General features: G+C 68.0%; 13 protein-coding genes and 1 pseudogene. 10 read left to right on the forward strand and 4 right to left on the reverse strand.

Translation table 11 applies throughout. From position 1 onward, the window contains the following. From OWC43_RS03315 to OWC43_RS03355, 9 genes and pseudogenes are all read left to right on the forward strand, one after another. Positions 1–305: pseudogene (locus OWC43_RS03315) on the forward strand (porin); the annotation flags it as partial. Positions 306–318: 13 nt separating this feature from the next. After that, positions 319–2,157, forward strand: coding sequence for a condensation domain-containing protein (locus tag OWC43_RS03320; protein WP_393955701.1), 1,839 nt, complete (start codon positions 319–321; stop codon positions 2,155–2,157). A 67-nt stretch (positions 2,158–2,224) separates the two neighbouring features. Further along, positions 2,225–3,508 (forward strand): lysine N(6)-hydroxylase/L-ornithine N(5)-oxygenase family protein, encoded by a 1,284-nt coding sequence (locus tag OWC43_RS03325; protein ID WP_393955702.1) that lies wholly within the window; start codon positions 2,225–2,227, stop codon positions 3,506–3,508. Between the two features lie 270 nt (positions 3,509–3,778). Beyond that, on the forward strand, positions 3,779–6,004 hold the full coding sequence (locus OWC43_RS03330) for a TonB-dependent siderophore receptor (RefSeq protein WP_393955703.1): 2,226 nt from the start codon (positions 3,779–3,781) through the stop codon (positions 6,002–6,004). Beyond that, positions 6,001–7,044: a GNAT family N-acetyltransferase gene (locus tag OWC43_RS03335; RefSeq protein ID WP_393955704.1), complete on the forward strand. Its 1,044-nt coding sequence runs from the start codon at positions 6,001–6,003 to the stop codon at positions 7,042–7,044. Before OWC43_RS03330 ends, OWC43_RS03335 begins: the two co-directional genes overlap by 4 nt. A gap of 168 nt (positions 7,045–7,212) precedes the next feature. After that, positions 7,213–8,202, forward strand: coding sequence for a tripartite tricarboxylate transporter substrate binding protein (locus OWC43_RS03340; RefSeq protein ID WP_137831130.1), 990 nt, complete (start codon positions 7,213–7,215; stop codon positions 8,200–8,202). A 186-nt stretch (positions 8,203–8,388) separates the two neighbouring features. Then, complete coding sequence (locus OWC43_RS03345; protein ID WP_137831131.1) at positions 8,389–9,054, forward strand: tripartite tricarboxylate transporter TctB family protein; 666 nt, start codon at positions 8,389–8,391, stop codon at positions 9,052–9,054. Positions 9,055–9,085: 31 nt separating this feature from the next. Beyond that, on the forward strand, positions 9,086–10,591 hold the full coding sequence (locus OWC43_RS03350) for a tripartite tricarboxylate transporter permease (RefSeq protein ID WP_393955705.1): 1,506 nt from the start codon (positions 9,086–9,088) through the stop codon (positions 10,589–10,591). A gap of 124 nt (positions 10,592–10,715) precedes the next feature. Continuing rightward, the gene (locus OWC43_RS03355; RefSeq protein WP_393955706.1) at positions 10,716–11,687 is read left to right on the forward strand and encodes a tripartite tricarboxylate transporter substrate-binding protein; all 972 of its coding nucleotides are present in this window, start codon (positions 10,716–10,718) and stop codon (positions 11,685–11,687) included. Positions 11,688–11,723: 36 nt separating this feature from the next. Here the strand turns inward: OWC43_RS03355 and OWC43_RS03360 are convergent, their stop codons facing one another. Beyond that, the gene (locus OWC43_RS03360; RefSeq protein ID WP_137831134.1) at positions 11,724–11,987 is read right to left on the reverse strand and encodes a hypothetical protein; all 264 of its coding nucleotides are present in this window, start codon (positions 11,985–11,987) and stop codon (positions 11,724–11,726) included. A 311-nt stretch (positions 11,988–12,298) separates the two neighbouring features. Between OWC43_RS03360 and OWC43_RS03365 the strand changes: the two genes are divergently transcribed. Further along, entirely contained in the window at positions 12,299–14,389 is a 2,091-nt protein-coding gene (locus OWC43_RS03365) for an ATP-binding protein (protein ID WP_393955707.1), read from the forward strand. 60 nt (positions 14,390–14,449) lie between these two features. On the opposite strand, the gene OWC43_RS03370 is transcribed toward OWC43_RS03365, so the two are convergent. The 3 genes from OWC43_RS03370 to OWC43_RS03380 all read right to left on the reverse strand — a co-directional run bounded on the left by OWC43_RS03370 (position 14,450) and on the right by OWC43_RS03380 (position 18,373). Beyond that, positions 14,450–15,142: a LuxR C-terminal-related transcriptional regulator gene (locus tag OWC43_RS03370; protein WP_393955708.1), complete on the reverse strand. Its 693-nt coding sequence runs from the start codon at positions 15,140–15,142 to the stop codon at positions 14,450–14,452. A gap of 178 nt (positions 15,143–15,320) precedes the next feature. Continuing rightward, positions 15,321–16,313 carry an FAD:protein FMN transferase gene (locus OWC43_RS03375; protein ID WP_393955709.1) on the reverse strand — a complete coding sequence of 331 codons (993 nt, stop codon included), beginning with the start codon at positions 16,311–16,313 and terminating at the stop codon, positions 15,321–15,323. Beyond that, entirely contained in the window at positions 16,310–18,373 is a 2,064-nt protein-coding gene (locus OWC43_RS03380; RefSeq protein WP_393955710.1) for a 4Fe-4S binding protein, read from the reverse strand. Before OWC43_RS03380 ends, OWC43_RS03375 begins: the two co-directional genes overlap by 4 nt. Between the last annotated feature and the right edge of the window lie 50 nt (positions 18,374–18,423).

Here is an 18,423-nt window from a genome sequence, read left to right on the forward strand (position 1 = left end):
TCACCGCCTATCCCGGCCGCGTCTCGCTCACCGGCTTCGTCAACACCGCCGACCACGACGACAACTTCAAGACCATCTTCGGCACCTCCAAGGGCCTCAACCCCGGCGCCCCGGTGCTGCAGAAGGCCGGCACCTCCGGCGTCGTGCTCACCGGCAAGCAGACGGTCTGGCGCGCCGATGGCGGGCTGATCACCAAGGGCGACGTCAACCTGCACCCCACCGCCGTCTCGCTCTACACCGGCACCGGCTACGCCTTCGACCCGACCATCCCGATCCGCTTCAACTCGTTCTTCGGCGTGCTGCTCGGAGGCGCATCTCGTGGCCTACGTCGCCGGGCGGGGTCCGGCGGGGGATGCCGCCCAGGGCGAAGCAGACCTGGCCGCAATCCTGTCGGCGCATCTGGCGGCGCGTCTGCCGGCTCACCTGCGTCCGTCGCTGATCGTGGAACTGGCCGCGCTGCCGCGTCTGGCGAGCGGGAAGCTCGACCGGTCGGGGCTTCCGGCGCCGGATTGGCGGGGGCGGGACGCGGCGCCGCCGCAGGGGGCGACCGAGACGGCGTTGGCGGGTTTGTGGACGGCGCTGCTGGGCGTCGAGCGGGTGGGCCGGACGGACGGCTTCTTCGAGCGCGGCGGGCATTCCCTCCTCGCCGCAAAGCTCGTCGCGCGCATTCGCGCCGAATTCGGGCGGGATCTTCCCCTGCGGGCGGTGTTCGAGGCGCCCGGTCTGGCGGCCCTCGCGGCCCGTATCGAGGCCGCACCCGCCGTGGCGGCCGAAACGAATATGGCCGTACCGCGTGCGCCCCGCGACCGGGCCGTTCCGGCCACCGACATGCAGGCCGGGCTGTGGCACTGGCAGCGGCGCCATCCGGACAGCAGCGCCTGGACCATCTTCGGGGCGCTGCGCCTGTCGGGCCCCCTCGACACCGACGCGTTGCGGGCTAGCTTCGACCGCATCGTCGCTCGACACGAGGCCCTGCGCACCACGTTCCGGGCTGGCGCGGCGGGGCTGGAACTCGTGGTGCATCCCTCCGCGCCGATCCGGATCGAGCGCCTCGACCTGACGGACCGCCCCCGCAGCGACATCGAGACGGCGGCCCTCGGCTTCGCGCAGAACCAAGCGGAACGTCCCTTCGACATGGCGGTGGATCTGCCGATCCGCGTCGGCCTCGTGCGGCTCGGCCGTCAGGACCACGTGCTCACCCTCGCGGTCCATCACGCCGCGGGCGATGGGCGCTCGATGGCGGTGCTGCTCGACGAGTTCGGCGCCGGCTATCGGGCCTTCGCGGGCGGATCCGAGCCCGGTCTGCCCGAGCCGGCCCGGCAGGCGATCGATTACGCCGCTTGGCGTCGGGCGCAGGATCGGACTCCCGCCGCGGAGGCCCGGCTCGCCGAGACCCTGGAGCGCCTGTCCGGCCCATGGCGGCCCGATCCGGTCCCGACCGACCGACCCCGCAGGCCCGATCTCGGCATGCGCGGTGCCCGAATTCGCTTCGAGATCCCCGGAGCGGCGGTTTTGCGCCTCGCGGCGAACGCCCGGGCCTTGAACGCCACCCTGCCGATGGCCGCGATGGCCGCCCTCGGTATCGCCCTGCGCCGCCGCAGCGACCGCGATGCCATGAGCCTCGGCATCCTGGTTGCCGACCGCGGCCCGTCGGAGCTGGAGACGGTGATGGGCTGCCTCGTCGCCACCGATCTCGCTGTGCTCGAGATCGATCCAGCGCAGTCGTTCGCACGGATACTCACCGCCGTGCGCGACGAGCGGCTGGCCGCTCAGGCCGCCGGGCCGGTTCCCTACGCCCGCCTCCTCGACGCTCTCGCCCGCCGGGATCGCCTGAGCCACGCGGCGGCGCCGTTCCAAGTCCTGTTCAGCTACCTCCGGGTCGAGCCCGAGAGCGCCGACCTGCTGGCAGGCCTGCGGGCGAGGGACTTTCCGGTCGCCGATACCGACGAGAGTTTCGAACTCGAATTCGACTTCAAGGAGCGGGCCGACGGGGGGCTCGCCGTCTCCATCGGCTACCTCACCGCTCTGTTCGACTCCGCGACCGTCGAGGCGCTGGCGCAGGACCTTTCCGGTGTGCTGGAGGCCGCCGCCCGCGACCCGGACCGCCCCGCCGCACGGCTCTGGCCACCCCCGGCCCTGCCCGATGAAGCGGCCTGACCGGCCGAAGACCCTCACGGGCGGCGCTGGACGCCCCGGACAGCACAACGGAACGAGCGGGATGCGCATGACCCACAAGGAGAAAGATCTGATCGGCATCGGCTTCGGCCCGGCCAATCTCGCCCTGGCCGTGGCCCTCGCCGAGATGCCCGGCGCGAAACGGCTCGATTGGGGTTTCGTCGAGCGCCAGGACGGGTTCCACTGGCACCGCGACATGCAGATCGAGGGGAGCACCGTCCAGATCTCGTTCCTCAAGGATCTGGCGACCCTGCGCGATCCGACGAGCCCGTTCACCTTCGTGAATTACCTGCATCACAAGGGCCGGCTCGAGAGCTTCATCAACCTGAAGCAGGACGCGCCGACGCGTGAGGAATTCACCGACTATTTCCGTTGGGCCGCCGCCGCCTTCACGGATCGGGTGAGCTACGGCGAGACCGTCGAGGCAGTGGAGCCGGTGGCGCGCAACGGCACCGTGTCGCGCCTGCGGGTTCTGACCCGCGACGCGTCGGGCGCGCGCTTCGAGCGCCTGACCCGCGACCTGGTGGTCGCCGTAGGCGGGCGGCCGCGCATCCCCGCCCTGTTCGAGGGGCTGGGAGAGGAGCGGATCATCCACACCTCGTCCTATCTCTCGCGCCGCGACGACCGGATCGCCGGGCGGGGGCCCGTGCGGGTGGCCGTGATCGGGGGCGGGCAGAGTGCGGCGGAGGTGTTCTACGACGTCACCCAGCGCTTCCCCGAAGCGGCGGCGACGTTGATCCTGCGGGACCACGCCCTGCGCCCGGCCGACGACAGCCCCTTCGTCAACGAGGTGTTCGACGCCGCTTTCGTCGATGCGGTGCATGCCATGGAGGCGGAGGCGCGTCGCGATCTCATCGCCTCCATGCGCAACACCAATTACGCGGTGGTGAACCACGACCTGATCGAGCGCATCTACGCGCTGCTCTATCGCCAGCGGGTCGCGGACACCGAGCGGCATCGGGTGCTGGCCGGGCGCAGCATCGAGGCTGTCCAGGAGCGGAACGGGCTCGTCCTCGACCTGCGGGACAGCGTGACCGGTGCGGTCGCCAGCGAAGGCTTCGACCTCGCGATCCTGGCGACCGGCTACCGTCATGACAGCCACGAGCGACTTTTGGCGGGCTTGGCGGCAGATCTGGGAGGATTCGAGGTCGATCGGTTCTATCGGCTCAGAACACCGGCCTCCTACACGGCGCGAATCTATCTCCAGGGCTGCAACGAACGGAGCCACGGGCTGTCCGATACGCTGCTCTCGATTCTCCCCCTCCGCGCGGCCGAGATCGTCGGCGACCTCCTATCCGGCCAAACGGGTCGGGCATTGGCCCCGACGGGCTGATCCGGCATTGCTACTCTGAGGCGAGTTCTTGCAAGCTCCGCAGCGTGAGATGGTTTTCTCGAGGCTGTCACCGCTGGGGCACAGACGATAGCCCTCGATTGATGATTAACACTATTTATGCCGTGATCGACTACAATAGAATGGTTCTTAAAACCGTTCTAGTATTTAATCGATGCGTTGCATAACACTAGTCAAGCGTATAGCAGGCTAGGATATTGGACGATGCGTGCTGCCGGGGGGGTATTGATGGGGATGGCGGGTAGATTCCGAATGTCGGCGCTGACGGCCGGATCGGCGGCAATGCTCGGCGCGATCGGCCTCGTGACGCCCCACGATGCCTTCGCCCAGGAAACGACGCGGCTGGACGAAATCTCTGTTCAGGGCGACGGTCTCGTCCGTGGTCCGACGCGCAACGGAGCGCCCAGCCGCGCCGTCGTCTCGGTGTCCGGCGATCCCGAGGCGGGCGGTAAGGGGCCGGTCGAGGGCTTCGTCGCCAAGACCAGCACCGCCGGCACCAAGACCGCCGCGCCGATCATCGAGACGCCCCAATCGATCACGGTGATCGGGCGCGACCGCATCGAGACGCTGCAATCGACCAGCGCGAGCGAAGTGTTCCAGTATACGCCGGGCATCAACGCCGACACGTATGGCAGCAGCTCGCGCTCGGACAACTACATCACGATCCGCGGCTTGCCGGCGAACTTTTTCCAGGACAACCTGCGTCTTCCGACGACGCGGCCCTATGGCGGTTACCGCGTCGATCCGTTTATGACCGAGCGCATCGAAGTGTTGCGCGGCCCTTCATCGGTCCTCTACGGTCAGGGCGGTCCCGGCGGTACCATCAACTACGTCTCGAAACGTCCGACCCCGGTGCCCTTCGCCCTCGTGGACATGCAGGCCGGCACTTTCGAGCAGCCGCGCATCGGCCTCGATTTCGGTGGAGCGCTGAACAACGACGGTACGCTGAGCTACCGAATGGTCGGCCTCGGCCAGAACAGTCAGCTCAACGGCGGCAATCCCTTCACCGGCCAGCGCATTGCGCTGGCGCCGTCCTTCGCCTGGAAGCCTGACAATCAGACCTCTCTGATCGTGTTCGGTTCGTTCCTGCACGACGACACCCATATCGATAGCGACTTCCTGCCGGCTCAAGGCACCGTGCTGCCGAACATCAATGGGCGCATCTCTCGCCGACTTTGGACGGGTACCCGGAGCTTCGACAAGGTCATCAAAACGCAATACGCGATTGGCTACGAATTCGAGCATCGCTTCAACGATGTATTCGCTGTTCGGCAAAATTTGCGCTACGCGACCGTCAGTAATGGTATCAACACAAACTACGGCGTTGGCCTCGATAGCACCGATCCCAGCGAACGATTGATGAATCGCGCTGCGCTCGGCGGTAATGTCAGTTCCCGTGTTTTCACGATCGACAATCAGCTGCAGGCCGATTTCGCGATCGGACCGTCGAAGCATACCGTCTTGGTCGGGGTAGATTACCTCAATCAGTATAATTTCGATCGCCTGACCTATCGCGACGGCGGCAGACTGGACGTGTTTTCGGGTGCCAGCGAGCCGATTGCGGCCGGCGTGCCTTCCTTGATTCAGGATGAGAAGCAAAGAATTTCCCAGGTCGGTGTTTATTTTCAGGATCAGATCAAGTTCTTCGATCGGCTGGTGCTGACGGGAGGCCTTCGATACGACGCTGCCAACAATAATTTCAAAGATTCTGCCAGTCCCAACGAGACAGGTGTATCCAAAGATACGGCCCTGTCTCCGCGAGTCGGCGCAGTCTTTCTCTTCGACAACGGTTTGGCGCCCTACGTGAGCTATTCGGAGTCGTTCTCCGTCAATCCGGGTGGCGGCAGGTTCGCTCGTGACAATGAGTTCGTGGCGACAGGGCCGTTCCGGCCGAGCCTCGGTACGCAGGAAGAAGTCGGGCTCCGATATCAGCCGCCCGGCCTGCCGATCCTTCTCAGCGCCGCCGCCTTCGACATCACCCAGACCAACGTCGTCTCGACTTTCGGGCTCCTTTCCTACGCACAGGATCTGCGTTCGCGCGGCTATGAGATGGAGGCGCTCGTCGAATTCGGGAATGGCTTCCGGATGATCGGCTCCTACACCCTTCAGGACGTGCGGGTGATCGGCAGTCTGGATGCGCCGGAGGAACTGGGCACCCGTCCGACGGCGGTGCCAGACCGTATCGGTTCGATCTGGGGCGACTACACGTTCCTCACCGGCGATCTTCGCGGACTGAGGCTCGGCGCCGGCCTGCGCTATACCGGGGCCTCCGCCGGCTCGATCAGTCTCACGCCGATCCGGGTGCCGGAATTCTTCCTCGTCGATCTCGGCGTCTCCTACGCCTACGAGAATTGGCGCTTCTCCCTCAACATCCGCAATCTCGCCGACAGAAAGTATGTCAGCGCCTGTGGCGACCCGACGTCGTGCTTCTACGGTCAGGAACGGAAGATCATCGTCGGAGCCCGTTACACGTGGTGAGCTTTCAGGACGAAACGATCGTACCCTTCACCCTTGTTCTCGCGGACGGGCGGCGGGTCGTCGCCGAACTCGGCGACGAGAGCGCCCGCGTGATCGTGGAGGGGGGTGGCACGCTCACCCTCGCCCGGTCCGAGCCGCACATCCTCAGGGCTGTGGACGGCTTCGAGGCGGCGATGCCGCCGGAGGCGTTGCTGCCCCTGCTGGCCCATCTCTTCGCCCGGCGCCCGAAGATCGAGGTCGCGCAGTTGACCCTGCCGGCCTCCGAGGATTGGGTCCGCGAAGCGATCCGGGGCGGTATCGTCCAGTCCGCGGAGCCGGGTGAGGGCGGCCTGCGGCTCAGCGCTCACCGCGGCGCGTTCTGGCAGCATCCGGCGCTGTGGCTAAAGGGCCGTGCCAGCGGCCAGACACCGCTCGCCTACGCGATGAGCGGCGACAAGCGTCATCCCAAGCGTCCGCCGAAGCCTGTCGGCGAGGTCTATCGGCGGCACATGCCCCGCTTCAAGGCGGATTTCTCGATCCGCGCCATCGATATCGAGGGGGATCTCGCGACCTTCAATCACTGGATGAACCTCGACAGCGTGGCCGAGTTCTGGAACGAGCGCGGCGATCTCGACCAGCACCGGGCCTATCTCAAGACCGTCGAGGCCGATCCGCACATGATCAGCTTCGTCGGCTGCTTCGACGACGCGCCGTTCGCCTATTTCGAGATGTACTGGGCGAAGGAAGACCGGGTCTCGCCGTTCTTCGACGTGCAGGATTACGACCGCGGCCTGCATCTTCTCGTCGGCGATTCCCGGCATCAGGGGCCGGGCAAGGTCGAGGCGTGGTTCCGTGCCGTGCTGCACTACATGTTCCTGGACGATCCCCGAACGCAACGGGTGATCGGCGACCCGCGCATCGATCACGTGCGCTGGATCGAGTACATGCAGAAGCAGGGCTTCGTCCGGCTCAAGGAATTCGACCTGCCGCACAAGCGCTCGGAGCTGATCTTCATCGAGCGCGAGACCTTCTTCGGCCCGCCCCATTCCGGGCCGGCCTGAGCGGGCGGCGGCGCGCTCGCGGGAAGTCCGGCGCGGATTGCGTTGCGACTCCACAAGTCTGTTGCACATCCGCGCTGCGTACGGGTTGCGTGAGGCCTCGTTCCTCCCCTTGATACAGAGGCGTGTCGATCCGTCGGCAGGCCAATGAGATGATCGGGAGGAGTTTGGATGGGTTTGTCACCCCTGTCGCGTCGCGCGCTCGTCGTCGGCGGATTGATCGCCGCGGCCCTGCCGTTCGGCGCGCGCGCCCAGGCGCCGGCTTATCCGACGCGGCCCATCACGCTCGTCGTCCCCTTCGCGGCCGGCGGCTCGACCGACGTGGTCGGTCGGCTGGTGGCGCAGAAGATGTCGGACATCCTCGGCCAGCAGGTCGTGGTCGAGAACGTCGTCGGCGCGGGCGGCAATGTCGGTGCGGCGCGCGTGGCGAAGGCCGAGCCCGACGGCTACACCATCCTGATGGGCACGGTGGCGACCCATGCGCTCAACCCGCTGATCCTGAAGCGCAAGCCCTACGACCCGGTCACCGATTTCAGTCCCGTGGCCCTGCTCGCGGTCGTGCCCAACGTGCTCGTCGTCAACCCGAACCTGCCGGCCAAGAACGTGCAGGAGTTGATCGCGCTGTTGAAGGCCGATCCGAGCAAGTACAACTATGCGTCCTCCGGCGTCGGCACGCCGCTCCATCTGTCGGGCGAGCTGTTCAAGAGCCTGGCGGGCGTGCAGATGCAGCACATCCCCTATCGCGGCTCCGGTCCGGCCCTGAACGACGTGGTGGCCGGCCAGGTGCCGATCCAGTTCGACAATCTTCCCTCGGCGTCGGAATTCATCAAGTCCGGGAGCCTGCGGGCGCTCGCCGTGACGACGAAGGAGCGCGCACCCTCCTTCCCCGACGTCCCGACCATCGCGGAATCCGGCCTGCCGGCTTACGAGACCTACACGTGGAACGCGCTGTTCGCGCCGCCCAAGACGCCGAAGCCCATCATCGACGCCCTCAACGCCGCCGCCGTCAAAGCCCTGGCCGATTCGGGGCTGGCCGAGCGGATGAAGGGTTTCAGCGCCAAGCTCACCCCCTCGACCCCCGAGGCCCTGGCCGAACACGTGAAGTCCGAGATCGCCAAGTGGACGCCGGTGGTCAAAGAAGCCGGCATCCAGGCCGACTGATCCGACGCGCCAGTCGACGGACCGGACCTGTTCGTCGACTGGCGCGGCACGGCAACCATCCGGCCAGGCCCGCGGTGGATGGCGGGCCGCCGCCACGAATTCGAGCGCGACGCGCCCCGCGTGCCGTGCCAGAACGACAAAAAGGGCCGCCCCCGACGGCGGCATGATCATCTGGAGGAAACGGGAATGGACGCGCCCCTCGACGGGACGTCGTCGCGCCGCGGCGCGGTGCGGGCACCGCAGAGCTTGGTCGCCGGTCTCGGCCTGATCGGACTCGGAGTGTTCGGCGTCTGGGCGTCGAGCGATCTCGATTACGGCTCGCTCCGCGCCATCGGCCCCGGCCTGATGCCGTTCTGGCTGTCCATCGGCGTCGGGATCTGCGGATTGGCACTGGCCATTGCCGGCTTCACCCATGATGGTGCGCCGCTGCAATCCTTCAGCGTCCGCGGACCCGTCGTCATCACCCTGGCGGTTCTCGCCTTCGCCATCACGATCCGGCCCTTCGTGCTGGGCGGCATCACGACCCCCGGCCTCGGCCTCATCGTCGCCGGACCGCTTGCCATCGTCATCGCGGGTTATGCCGGCACCGAGGCGCGCTTCCTCGAATTGCTCACCCTGGCGCTGTTCCTGACCGCGGGCTGCATGCTGCTGTTCGGTGATCTGCTGAATTTGCCGATCCCGATCTTTCCCACCGCCGTCGTCCAAGCGATGACCGGTGTGCTGCCGGCTCGCACCCTGCTGCGGATCGCGGCGGGCGTCATGGCGCTGGCCGGGCTCGGCCTTCTCCTCGTGCAGCGCCGCTCGGGCCGGCGCGAACCCGTCGACGTGGCGCGCCACTCCCTGACGACCTGACCCCTCGAAGATCTGACTCGGAGCGGCCCCCTTGCCGGACCTTCTCGCAAATCTCGGCCTCGGCTTCTCGGTCGCCCTCGGCCTTCAGAACATCGCCCTGTGCTTCCTCGGCTGCCTCGTCGGCACGCTGATCGGCGTGCTCCCCGGCGTCGGGCCGATCGCCACCATCGCGATGCTGCTGCCGATCACCTTCGGCCTCGATCCCGTCGGCGCGCTGATCATGCTCGCCGGCATCTATTACGGTGCGCAGTACGGCGGTTCGACCACCGCGATCCTCGTCAACATTCCCGGCGAGGCGACCTCGGTGGTCACGACGCTCGACGGTCACCAGATGGCCCGTCAGGGCCGGGCCGGCATCGCGCTGGGCACCGCGGCGATCGCCTCGTTCTTCGCCGGCACGGTCGCGACCGTTCTGATCGCCGCGCTCGGCGCGCCGCTGACCAAGCTCGCCCTGATCTTCGGCCCGGCCGAATATTTCGCCCTCATGGTGATGGGGCTGGCCTTCGCGGTGGTCCTCGCCCACGGCTCGGTCCTGAAGGCGGTGGCGATGATCCTCGTCGGCGTGCTGTTCGCCGCCGTCGGCACGGATCTGGAAACCGGCCAGGAACGGATGACGTTCGGGTTCTCCTTCCTTACCGACGGCGTCGATTTCTCGGTGCTGGCGATGGGCCTGTTCGGCATCGCCGAGATCCTGCGCAATCTCGACCAGACCGAGACCCGCGACGTGGTGCGCGAGCGCATCGGCCGGCTCCTGCCGGGACTGGCCGACATCAAGCAGGCGGCGCCCGCGACGTTGCGCGGCACCGCCATCGGCGCGATCCTCGGCATCCTGCCGGGCAACGGCGCCGTGCTCGGTCCGTTTGCCGCCTACACGATCGAGAAGAAGATCGCGAAGGATCCGCGCCGGTTCGGGCGCGGTGCCATCGAGGGCGTGGCGGGGCCGGAAAGCGCCAACAACGCGGGCGCGCAGACCGCCTTCATCCCGCTGCTGACGCTGGGCATCCCGCCGAACGCCGTGATGGCCCTGATGGTCGGCGCCATGACGATCCACGGCATCGTGCCGGGGCCCGGTGTGATGACCAAGAACCCCAACCTGTTCTGGGGCATGATCGCCTCGATGTGGATCGGCAACCTGATGCTGCTGATCATCAACCTGCCCCTCGTCGGGGTCTGGGTGCGCCTTCTGAAGGTGCCCTACCGGCTGATGTTCCCCGCGATCCTGATGTTCTGCTCGGTGGGCATCTATTCCATCAATTCGCTGCCGACCGACGTGATGCTGATCGGGTTCTTCGGCCTGATGGGATACCTGCTGATCAAGTTCGGCTTCGAGCCGGCGCCTTTGCTTCTCGGCTTCGTGCTGGGCAAGCTCATGGAGGAGTACCTGCGACGCTCGCTCACGCTCTCGCGCGGCGATCCGATGGTGTTCCTGGAGCGCCCGGTCAGCGCGGTGCTGTTCATCGTCGCCTTCGCGATCCTTGCCGCGGCTCTGCTGCCATCGTTGCGAAAAGGTCGTGACGAAGTCTTCACCGAGGCCTGACCTCCGGGATTAAACCGGCGACGTATTTCGTTTGTCGAAGCGCGGTTTAGCGCGTGAGTTTCGAAAAACATTGGGCCTGCGGCGAGCGCGGCCGGTCCATCAAGATCAAGCAGGGGGGAACACCGTGAAGAAGGCTCTCGCGTTCGGGTTTCTGGTAGCCCTGACGGCCGTGACCGCCCGCGCCGATACCTATCCGCAGCGGCCGATCACCATGGTGGTGCCGTTCGCCGCCGGCGGACCGACCGACATTGTGGCCCGCATCGTCGCCGAGCCGATGTCGAAGGCCCTCGGCCAGCAGGTGGTGATCGAGAACGTCACCGGCGCCGGCGGCACCACGGGCATCACCCGCGCCTCGCAGGCCGCCCCCGACGGCTACACCATCATGATGGGCCACATGGGCACGCACGGCGCCGCCCCGGCCCTATTCAAGGGATTGAAATACGATCCGGCGACGAGCTTCGACCCGATCGGCATGGCCGCGGGCACGCCCATCGTCATCGTCGCCAAGAAGGCGATGGCCGCGCCCGATCTGAAGAGCTTCGTCGAGGCGGTGAAGACGGGCGGCGCCTCGATCAACCAGGCGCATGCGGGCGTGGGCTCCGTCTCCCACTCGACCGGCGTGCTGTTCGACTCGCTGATCGGCGCGAAGCCGACCCTCGTGGTCTATCGCGGCACCGGTCCGGCCCTGAACGACCTGATGGCCGGGCAGGTCGATTTCATGACCGACCAGATCGTCAATGTTGCGACGCAGATCACCGGCGGCACCATCAAGGCCTACGCCGTCGCCACGCCGGAGCGGAACCCGAGCCTGCCCGATGTGCCGACCACCAAGGAGGCGGGTCTGCCGGGCTATGAGGTCAGCGCCTGGAACGCGGTGTTCGCCCCAAAGGGCCTGCCGGAGGACGTGCGCAAGAAGCTCGTCGCCGCCCTCGACGCGGCGCTGAAGGATCCGAACGCGAAGAAGCGGATCCTCGAACTCGGCGGCACGGTGCCGAAGGACGGGGAGGCCGGCCCGGCGGCCCTGCAGAAGCTCGTCGAGAGCGAGGTCGCCCGCTGGACCCCGGTGCTGCGCAACGCGGTCGACGCCAATCCGTAAGCGGTCGGGAGCGGGCTCCGACCGATGGAGCCCGTCTCACCGATGCCGACAGCGGGGTGGACCGTCGCCGGCCAGCGAGTTCGGCACCACCCGGCCGCCAGATGCCTCGCAGGCATCGCGAAACGGCTTGTCCGGGCGGTGGAACCCCCAGATCGCGATCATGGGAGCGACCATCAGGAACACGGTCGCGCCCATGAGGAAGGCCGGTAGCCAGCCGGGAACACGTCGTGGCGGTTCCGGCCGGATCGGCGTCGGCGGGGCCAGGAAGGCCAGGAGGAGCAATCCGTCGAGGGCGCTCATCGGTCGTTCCTCAGCCGCGGGAGGCGGCGTCTTCGACAAGTCCTTATAGTCCGGTGGAGAGGGCAGCGCATCAACCGGAGCCCTCTGCCGCGACTTGCCGCAGAGGACCGGCGGCATGCGGAGGACTGGACGGTCCCGCAGCTCGGTTCGAAGCGCGGCGTCGCGGCCCATCCCGAAAGCGTGATGCGCCCGCCGTCGGGCGCTCGGTTAAACTCGTCCTAACCGGTCGGTGCGATTGTTCCCGCATTCATGGTCGGGTCCGACGCACACGGCCCTTCCGCCGGGTGCGCCTTGAAGGGCGCTGAATCGGTATGGTCGCTCATCCGCCGAACGAGTCCGAACGGCTCGCCGCCCTGCATGCGTTGCGCATTCTTGGAACCGAGGCGGAGCCGCATTTCGACGCGGTCTGCCGCACGGCCTCCACCCTGTTCGCGGTCCCGATCGCCACCGTCGCCCTGCTCGACGCGGACGATCTCTGGTTCAAGGCGAAGTGCGGAATCGAGGCGATGGGGGCACCCCGGACGGTCGCCTTCTGTGCCCATGCCGTCCTGTCCGACGAGATCTTCGTCATCGAGGACACGCTGGCCGAACCGCTCTTCGCCGACAATCCGCTGGTCACGGGTGAGCCGGGCGTCCGCTTCTACGCGGGTGCGCCGCTGATCCTGCGGGCCGGTCTCCGGGTCGGCACCCTGTGCCTGATGGACCGGCGCCCGCGTTCCTTCTCGCAGGAGGCGCGCGCGCAATTGCGGGATCTGGCGACCGTCGTGGCGGCGCATCTGCGCCTCTACGAGGATCAGGCCGACCAGAACGCCGCGATTCTCGGCCAACTCGCCGAGGGCGTGATCGTCACCGACGCCGCCGGCGGCATTACCTTCGTCAACGAGGCCGCGGCGGCGATCCACGGCATCGCCCGCCTCGATGTCGAGCCCGAGCATTACAGCGACACCTATCATCTCTTCACCGAGGACGGCCGCCCGCATCCGCCCCTCGAACTTCCGCTTGCCCGCGCGGTGGCCGGCGAGGAAGTCGCCGATGCGCGCTGGCGCATTCACCGCCCCGACGGCTCGCGCGTCCTGGCGATCGGCACCGCGCGCCCCCTGCGCAACGGCGACCGGCGCCAAGTCGGCGCCGTGTTGACGCTGCGCGACGACACGGCCCGCGAATCCGCCGAACGGGCGTTGCGCGAACTCAACGCGACCCTGGCGGAGCGCGTCACCGAGCGCACGGCGGAGCTGGAGGCGGCCCGCATCCAGGCCGAGGCGGCGAGCCGGGCGAAATCCGAATTCCTGGCGTCCATGAGCCATGAGATCCGCACGCCGCTCAACGGCATGCTCGGCTATACCGATCTCCTCCTCGACGATCCGTCCCTCGGGCCCGGCGCGCGCCTGCACGCCGAACGCGTTCGTTCCGCCGGCTCGGCCCTGCTGACCATCGTCGACGATATCCTGGACTTCTCGCGGGTCGAGGCGGGACAGATCGAACTGACTCCCGAACCCTTCGCCCTCGCCCCGCTCGCCGACGAGGCCGCCGCGATCGTTCGCGCCAGCGCCGAACAGAAGGGCCTGACCCTCGCCGTCACGCTCGGTCCGAACCTGCCGGCCTCGGTCGTCGGCGACCGCGATCGATTGCGGCAGGTACTGCTCAATCTTCTCAACAACGCCGTGAAGTTCACGCGCCGCGGCGGCGTGACCCTCGCATTGACGGTCCCCGCGGAAGGCCGGGTGTGCTTCGCGGTGCAGGATACCGGCATCGGTATTCCCGCCAGCAAGCAGCATCTGCTGTTCGAGCGGTTCAGCCAGATCGACGGCACGATCCGCCGGGAGTTCGGCGGCACCGGGCTCGGTCTCGCCATCTCGCGACAGCTGGTCGAGTTGATGGGCGGCACCATCGGCCTCACGAGCGAGCCGGAGATCGGCTCGACCTTCCGATGCGAGGTCCCGCTTCCCGCCATCGTCATGGCGGCCCCCTCCGTGGTGCCGGCGGCGGAGCCATCCCGCTCCCGCAGCTGCCGCGTGCTTCTGGTCGAGGACGTGTTCCTGAACCAGGAACTGGGACGTGCCGTTCTGACGCTCGGCGGTCACAGCGTCGATGTCGCTGCCAGCGGCGCCGAGGCGATCCGGGCGGTGGCCGAGGGCCAATACGATCTGGTGCTGATGGATATCCAGATGCCCGGCATGGACGGGATGACCGCCACCCGCTGCATCCGCGCGATGGGCGGGCCCGCCGCCGCGGTGCCGATCATCGCCATGACGGCCAACGTGCTGCCGCATCAGATGTCGGACTATCTGGCCGCCGGAATGCAGGGGCATATCGGTAAGCCGTTCAAGCGCGACGCGCTTCTGGCCACCGTCGAGCGCTGGGCAAGTCGCCGCGGCGAGCCCGCATCGGCCCGCTGCGCCTGAACCTGCTTCGCAGGGCCAACGGCCATCCATCGGGCCTACCCGATGCGGCCCATTCTGGATTCAGGCTCGGCCGAGCGCGCGCGCGCCGAGAGCGGCGGCGGCGGCCCGGTTGGTGACGCCGAGGGTCCGCAGAAGAGCGGCGACATGGACCTTCACGGTCCCCTCGCCAAGGGCGAGGATGCGGGCGATCTCCTTGTTCGAGCGCCCATCGACGATCTGTTCGAGCACGTCCCGCTGGCGCCGGGTCAGGGAGGTTAGGGAGACATCGCCCGCCTCCTTGCCCCCGCGCGCTGAGTGGGCGGGCATGGGCAGGTCGGCCAGGAACGGCGGCACGTAGATCGCGCCGCCGAGGATGATCTCCAGAGCGCTCACGACCTCCGGCGGGGATAGGGTCTTGGGAACGTAGCCGTGACTTCCGGCGGCGAGCGCCGTGAGGATGTCGTCGCGGTCGGTCGAGCCGGACAGGATCGCGGCCTTCACCGTGGGAAAGCACTCGCGCACCGCGCTCAAGGAGGCGGCGCCGGCCATGCCCGGCATCCGCAGATCGAACAGAGCGAGACTCGCTTCCGGCGTCTCGGCCAAAGCCGCCAGGGCCTCGTCGAGGGATCCCGTCTCCACCACCCGCGCGAAGCCGAGCCGGCGCACGAGCAGTGTCGTCAGGGCAAGGCGGAAGAACGCATCGTCATCGGCCACGACGGCGACCGGCCCGTCGGTCGGGGAGGGCTGCTTTGTCGGGGTGAAGGGGCTGGACATCCTGTTCGAGACTTCATGCGGTCGGAGCGGCACGGCTCAACTTCGGGAAGTTTGGCTGCGCCTGTGCGGTCGAAAGCCTCCGCATCCTTCGCCGCGGCTCCTTTACACTGTCCCGAACCGATCGTTCCCGTTCCGCCGTGCCGGTCGCGGGAATGTGCGGCGGCGAACCCGGCCGGGATCAGACCTTCGCCGTAAAGCGCGCCGAACACCCGCTGTAAAGCTGAATGAGCGCCTGGCCAGCCTGTGCCCCCATCACGAAAGCTGCCGTGGAGAGGCCGTCGGCGAGAAGTCCGCTCGGTGCCGTCACCGTCACCCGCGAGAGCGCGGTGGGCGACAGGCCGGTGGCGGGATCGAAGATATGATGATCGCGCCGATCCGGCGAGAAAGTCGTGGCGTCGTCGCCGGAGGTGGCCGCGAAGCCGGTGAAGGGCGCGATGACGTCGGACATCGCGTCGTCGCCGTGGGCGGCGAGGCCGAGTCGCCAGGGCGAGCCGTCGACATGGGCGCCGCTGGCGCCGAACTCGCCGGTATCCACGAAGGCATCGGCGATGCCATGAGCCTTGAGCGCCGCCATCACCTGATCGGCGGCAAATCCCTGGATCAGGCCGTTGAGCGTCACGCCCATCCCGGGCCGGTCGAAGTGGATGCCGGTCTCTTCCACCCGGACATGCCGCCAGCCGACCCGCGCCACCGCCTCCGCACGGGCTGACGGTCCCGGACGCTCGCCCTTCGCGGTCGCCTCGGACCAGAGCGTCCAGAGTGGCTGCACCGTCGGGTCGAAGGCGCCACCGCTTCGCTCCGCCAAGGTCAGGGCGAAGCGCAGCATATCGAGGAGCAGCGGATCGGGCGTGGCGAGCGTGCCGTCGCGGTTCAGGCGTGAGAGGGCGCTCTCGGGTTGGAAGAGGCTGCCCGCGGCCTCCACCGCCCGGATCGCCGAGAAGGCGTCTCGGAAGGCCGGCTCGAAGCGATCGGAACCGTCCGCCACCAATGTGAGCGAGACCGTGGTGCCGAAGGCGAGCCCGGCGCGCGTGGCGGCACGGCGTCCGCGTTCCTCCGCCAGGGCTCGGAACGCCGCCGGTCCGGCGGCGAGGGCGGCCAGGGCGCCGAAGCCGCCGAGCAGCACGCGCCGCCGTTCGGCGACGGGGCGCAGTCGGGGGGAGGGGGGGCTCATTCGGCGGCCACCGGCTGGAGAACGGCGCGCTTGCCCCGCTTGGCTGCCAGCACCTGGGGCACGCATTGCGTGGGATCGTGGATGATCGTCACGCAGTCCATGCACTGGAAGCACTCGGGATAATCGATCCGACCCGAGGGTGCGATGGCGCCGTAGCGGCAGCGCACCTTGCACAGCTGGCACGGCGAGCCGCATTCCGTGCGGCGGGGGATCCAATCGAGGAGGCGCAGGCGCCCGGCCACGGCGAGACTCGCGCCGAGCGGACAGAGATAGCGGCAGAAACCCTTGTAGACGAAGAGGTTGAGGACAATCAGCCCGAGCGCGTAGAGCACGAAGGGGAGCGAGCGCACGAAGTACAGGGTGATCGAGGTCTTGAACGGCTCGATCTCGGAGAGGCTGTCGGCGAGTGGCGAGCCGAGGATGGCGGCGCCGAGGATCGCGGCGAGGCCCACATATTTCACTTGGCGCAACGCGCGGTCGAGGCGCGGCGGCACGGTGATCTGGCGGATGCGCAAGGGACGGGCGAGCCAGGCGGCAAATTCCTGCAACGCGCCGAACGGACAGAGCCAGCCACAGAAGGTGCCCCGGCCCCAGATGACTAGGGTCACGAGCACGAAGGCCCAGATCAGGAGTGAAGGCGGATCGTAGAGCAGGAAGCCGAAATCGCCGGTATGGAAGGCGGCCCGCGCCGCGCCGACCAGGGTGACGATCGAGAGTTGAGCCTGGGCGTACCAGCCGATGAAGCCGAGGGTGAAGGCGAGGAAGCCGAGGCGGAACAGCGAGAAGGCCTGCGGCCGCGCCACCAGGGCTTCCTGGCGAGAGAGAACGGGCACGAGCAGGGCGAGGGCGGCGGCGATGATCCCGAGTTCGACCCCGCGGGCGCGCCAGGAATCGATCCAGCTCGGCCCGGCATCCGGCACTTCGCGGGTGAACAAATCGGGCGGCAGGCGATACTCCGTCGCGATTTCGCGGGAGACCTTCTCGGGGAAGATCTGACCGCGCTCGCGGGTGACCTTCACGGAGAGCGACCACGGAGCGGACGGATCGAAACCGGCCGCGTCGCCGATCTTCAGGATGGTCCAGGGACCGGCCGGGAGATCGGGGGCGAGATCGCGCCGCTCCCAGGCGGCGTCGCGGGCATTCACGGTCAGGCCGCCCTGTTGCAGCGTGAGCCGATCCGGCACCGAGCCGAGCACGAAATCCTCCGGCAACGGGCTCCAGCGCCCCGAGCTCACCACCATCACCGCGTGGCCGCCCGGACCGATCTCGCGCATCAGCCGGGCATAGGCCGCCTCCCCGAGAATCGTGCGGCCGATGGTGGGGACGTTGAGATAGGCGATCGCCAAGTCGGCGAAGGCCTCGTCCGCCGGACCGGGATCGGGATCGCTCAAACCGGTGCCGGCGAAGGCCGCATCGACCTCGGCGGGGGTGACGCGCCAGCGCTTGAGCCAGCCGCGCCGTTCCAACTCGGCGAGCGTCAGGGGTTCGAAATCGGGCTTGGCCTCGACCCGCAGGCCGCTATTGACCGCGCCGAAGCCGAGCTTCTCCCGCGCGACGGCGAGGGAGGCGGTGAGCATCGTCTCGTTGATCACGCGGGTCGAGGCGGTCGCCATCGAGATGCCGTCGACGGTCGTGGCGGGCGCCGCTCCGGCGGCCCGCGCGTTCGGCCGTCCGACCCGGATCGGCTGACGCGCGGACAGCCCGACATATTGCTCGACGAAGGCGAAGAGCGGTTCCGAGCCGAGGCCTTCGAGAAAGACCGGTTCGTGATGGGTGATCACCTTCGCATCGCGAAAGGTGCCGTCCGGCGCGAGGGCGATCAGCAGGTTCGGGGCCGTACCGCCGAAACCGGGGATCCGGGCGAAATCGATCGACTCGAAGGCGTAGGCGATGACCTCGTAGGAGCCCGCTTCTTGCTTTAGGATCGGCCAGACCGGGATGCGGTCGTCGCGCTCTCCGACGACGAGGGGGGGCGGAAAGTTCTTCTCCATGCCGGCGCGGCCGAGGGTGCCGGCCTGGGCAGGGAGCAGCCACAGCAACGCCGCGACGATGCCGGCCAAGAACCGCCACAGGGTCGCCCACGCGGCATCCCTGCTTCCGCGGAGGGATA

This window comes from Methylorubrum sp. POS3, from assembly GCF_043352485.1.
In the GTDB taxonomy this organism is placed as follows: Bacteria; Pseudomonadota; Alphaproteobacteria; order Rhizobiales; family Beijerinckiaceae; genus Methylobacterium; species Methylobacterium suomiense.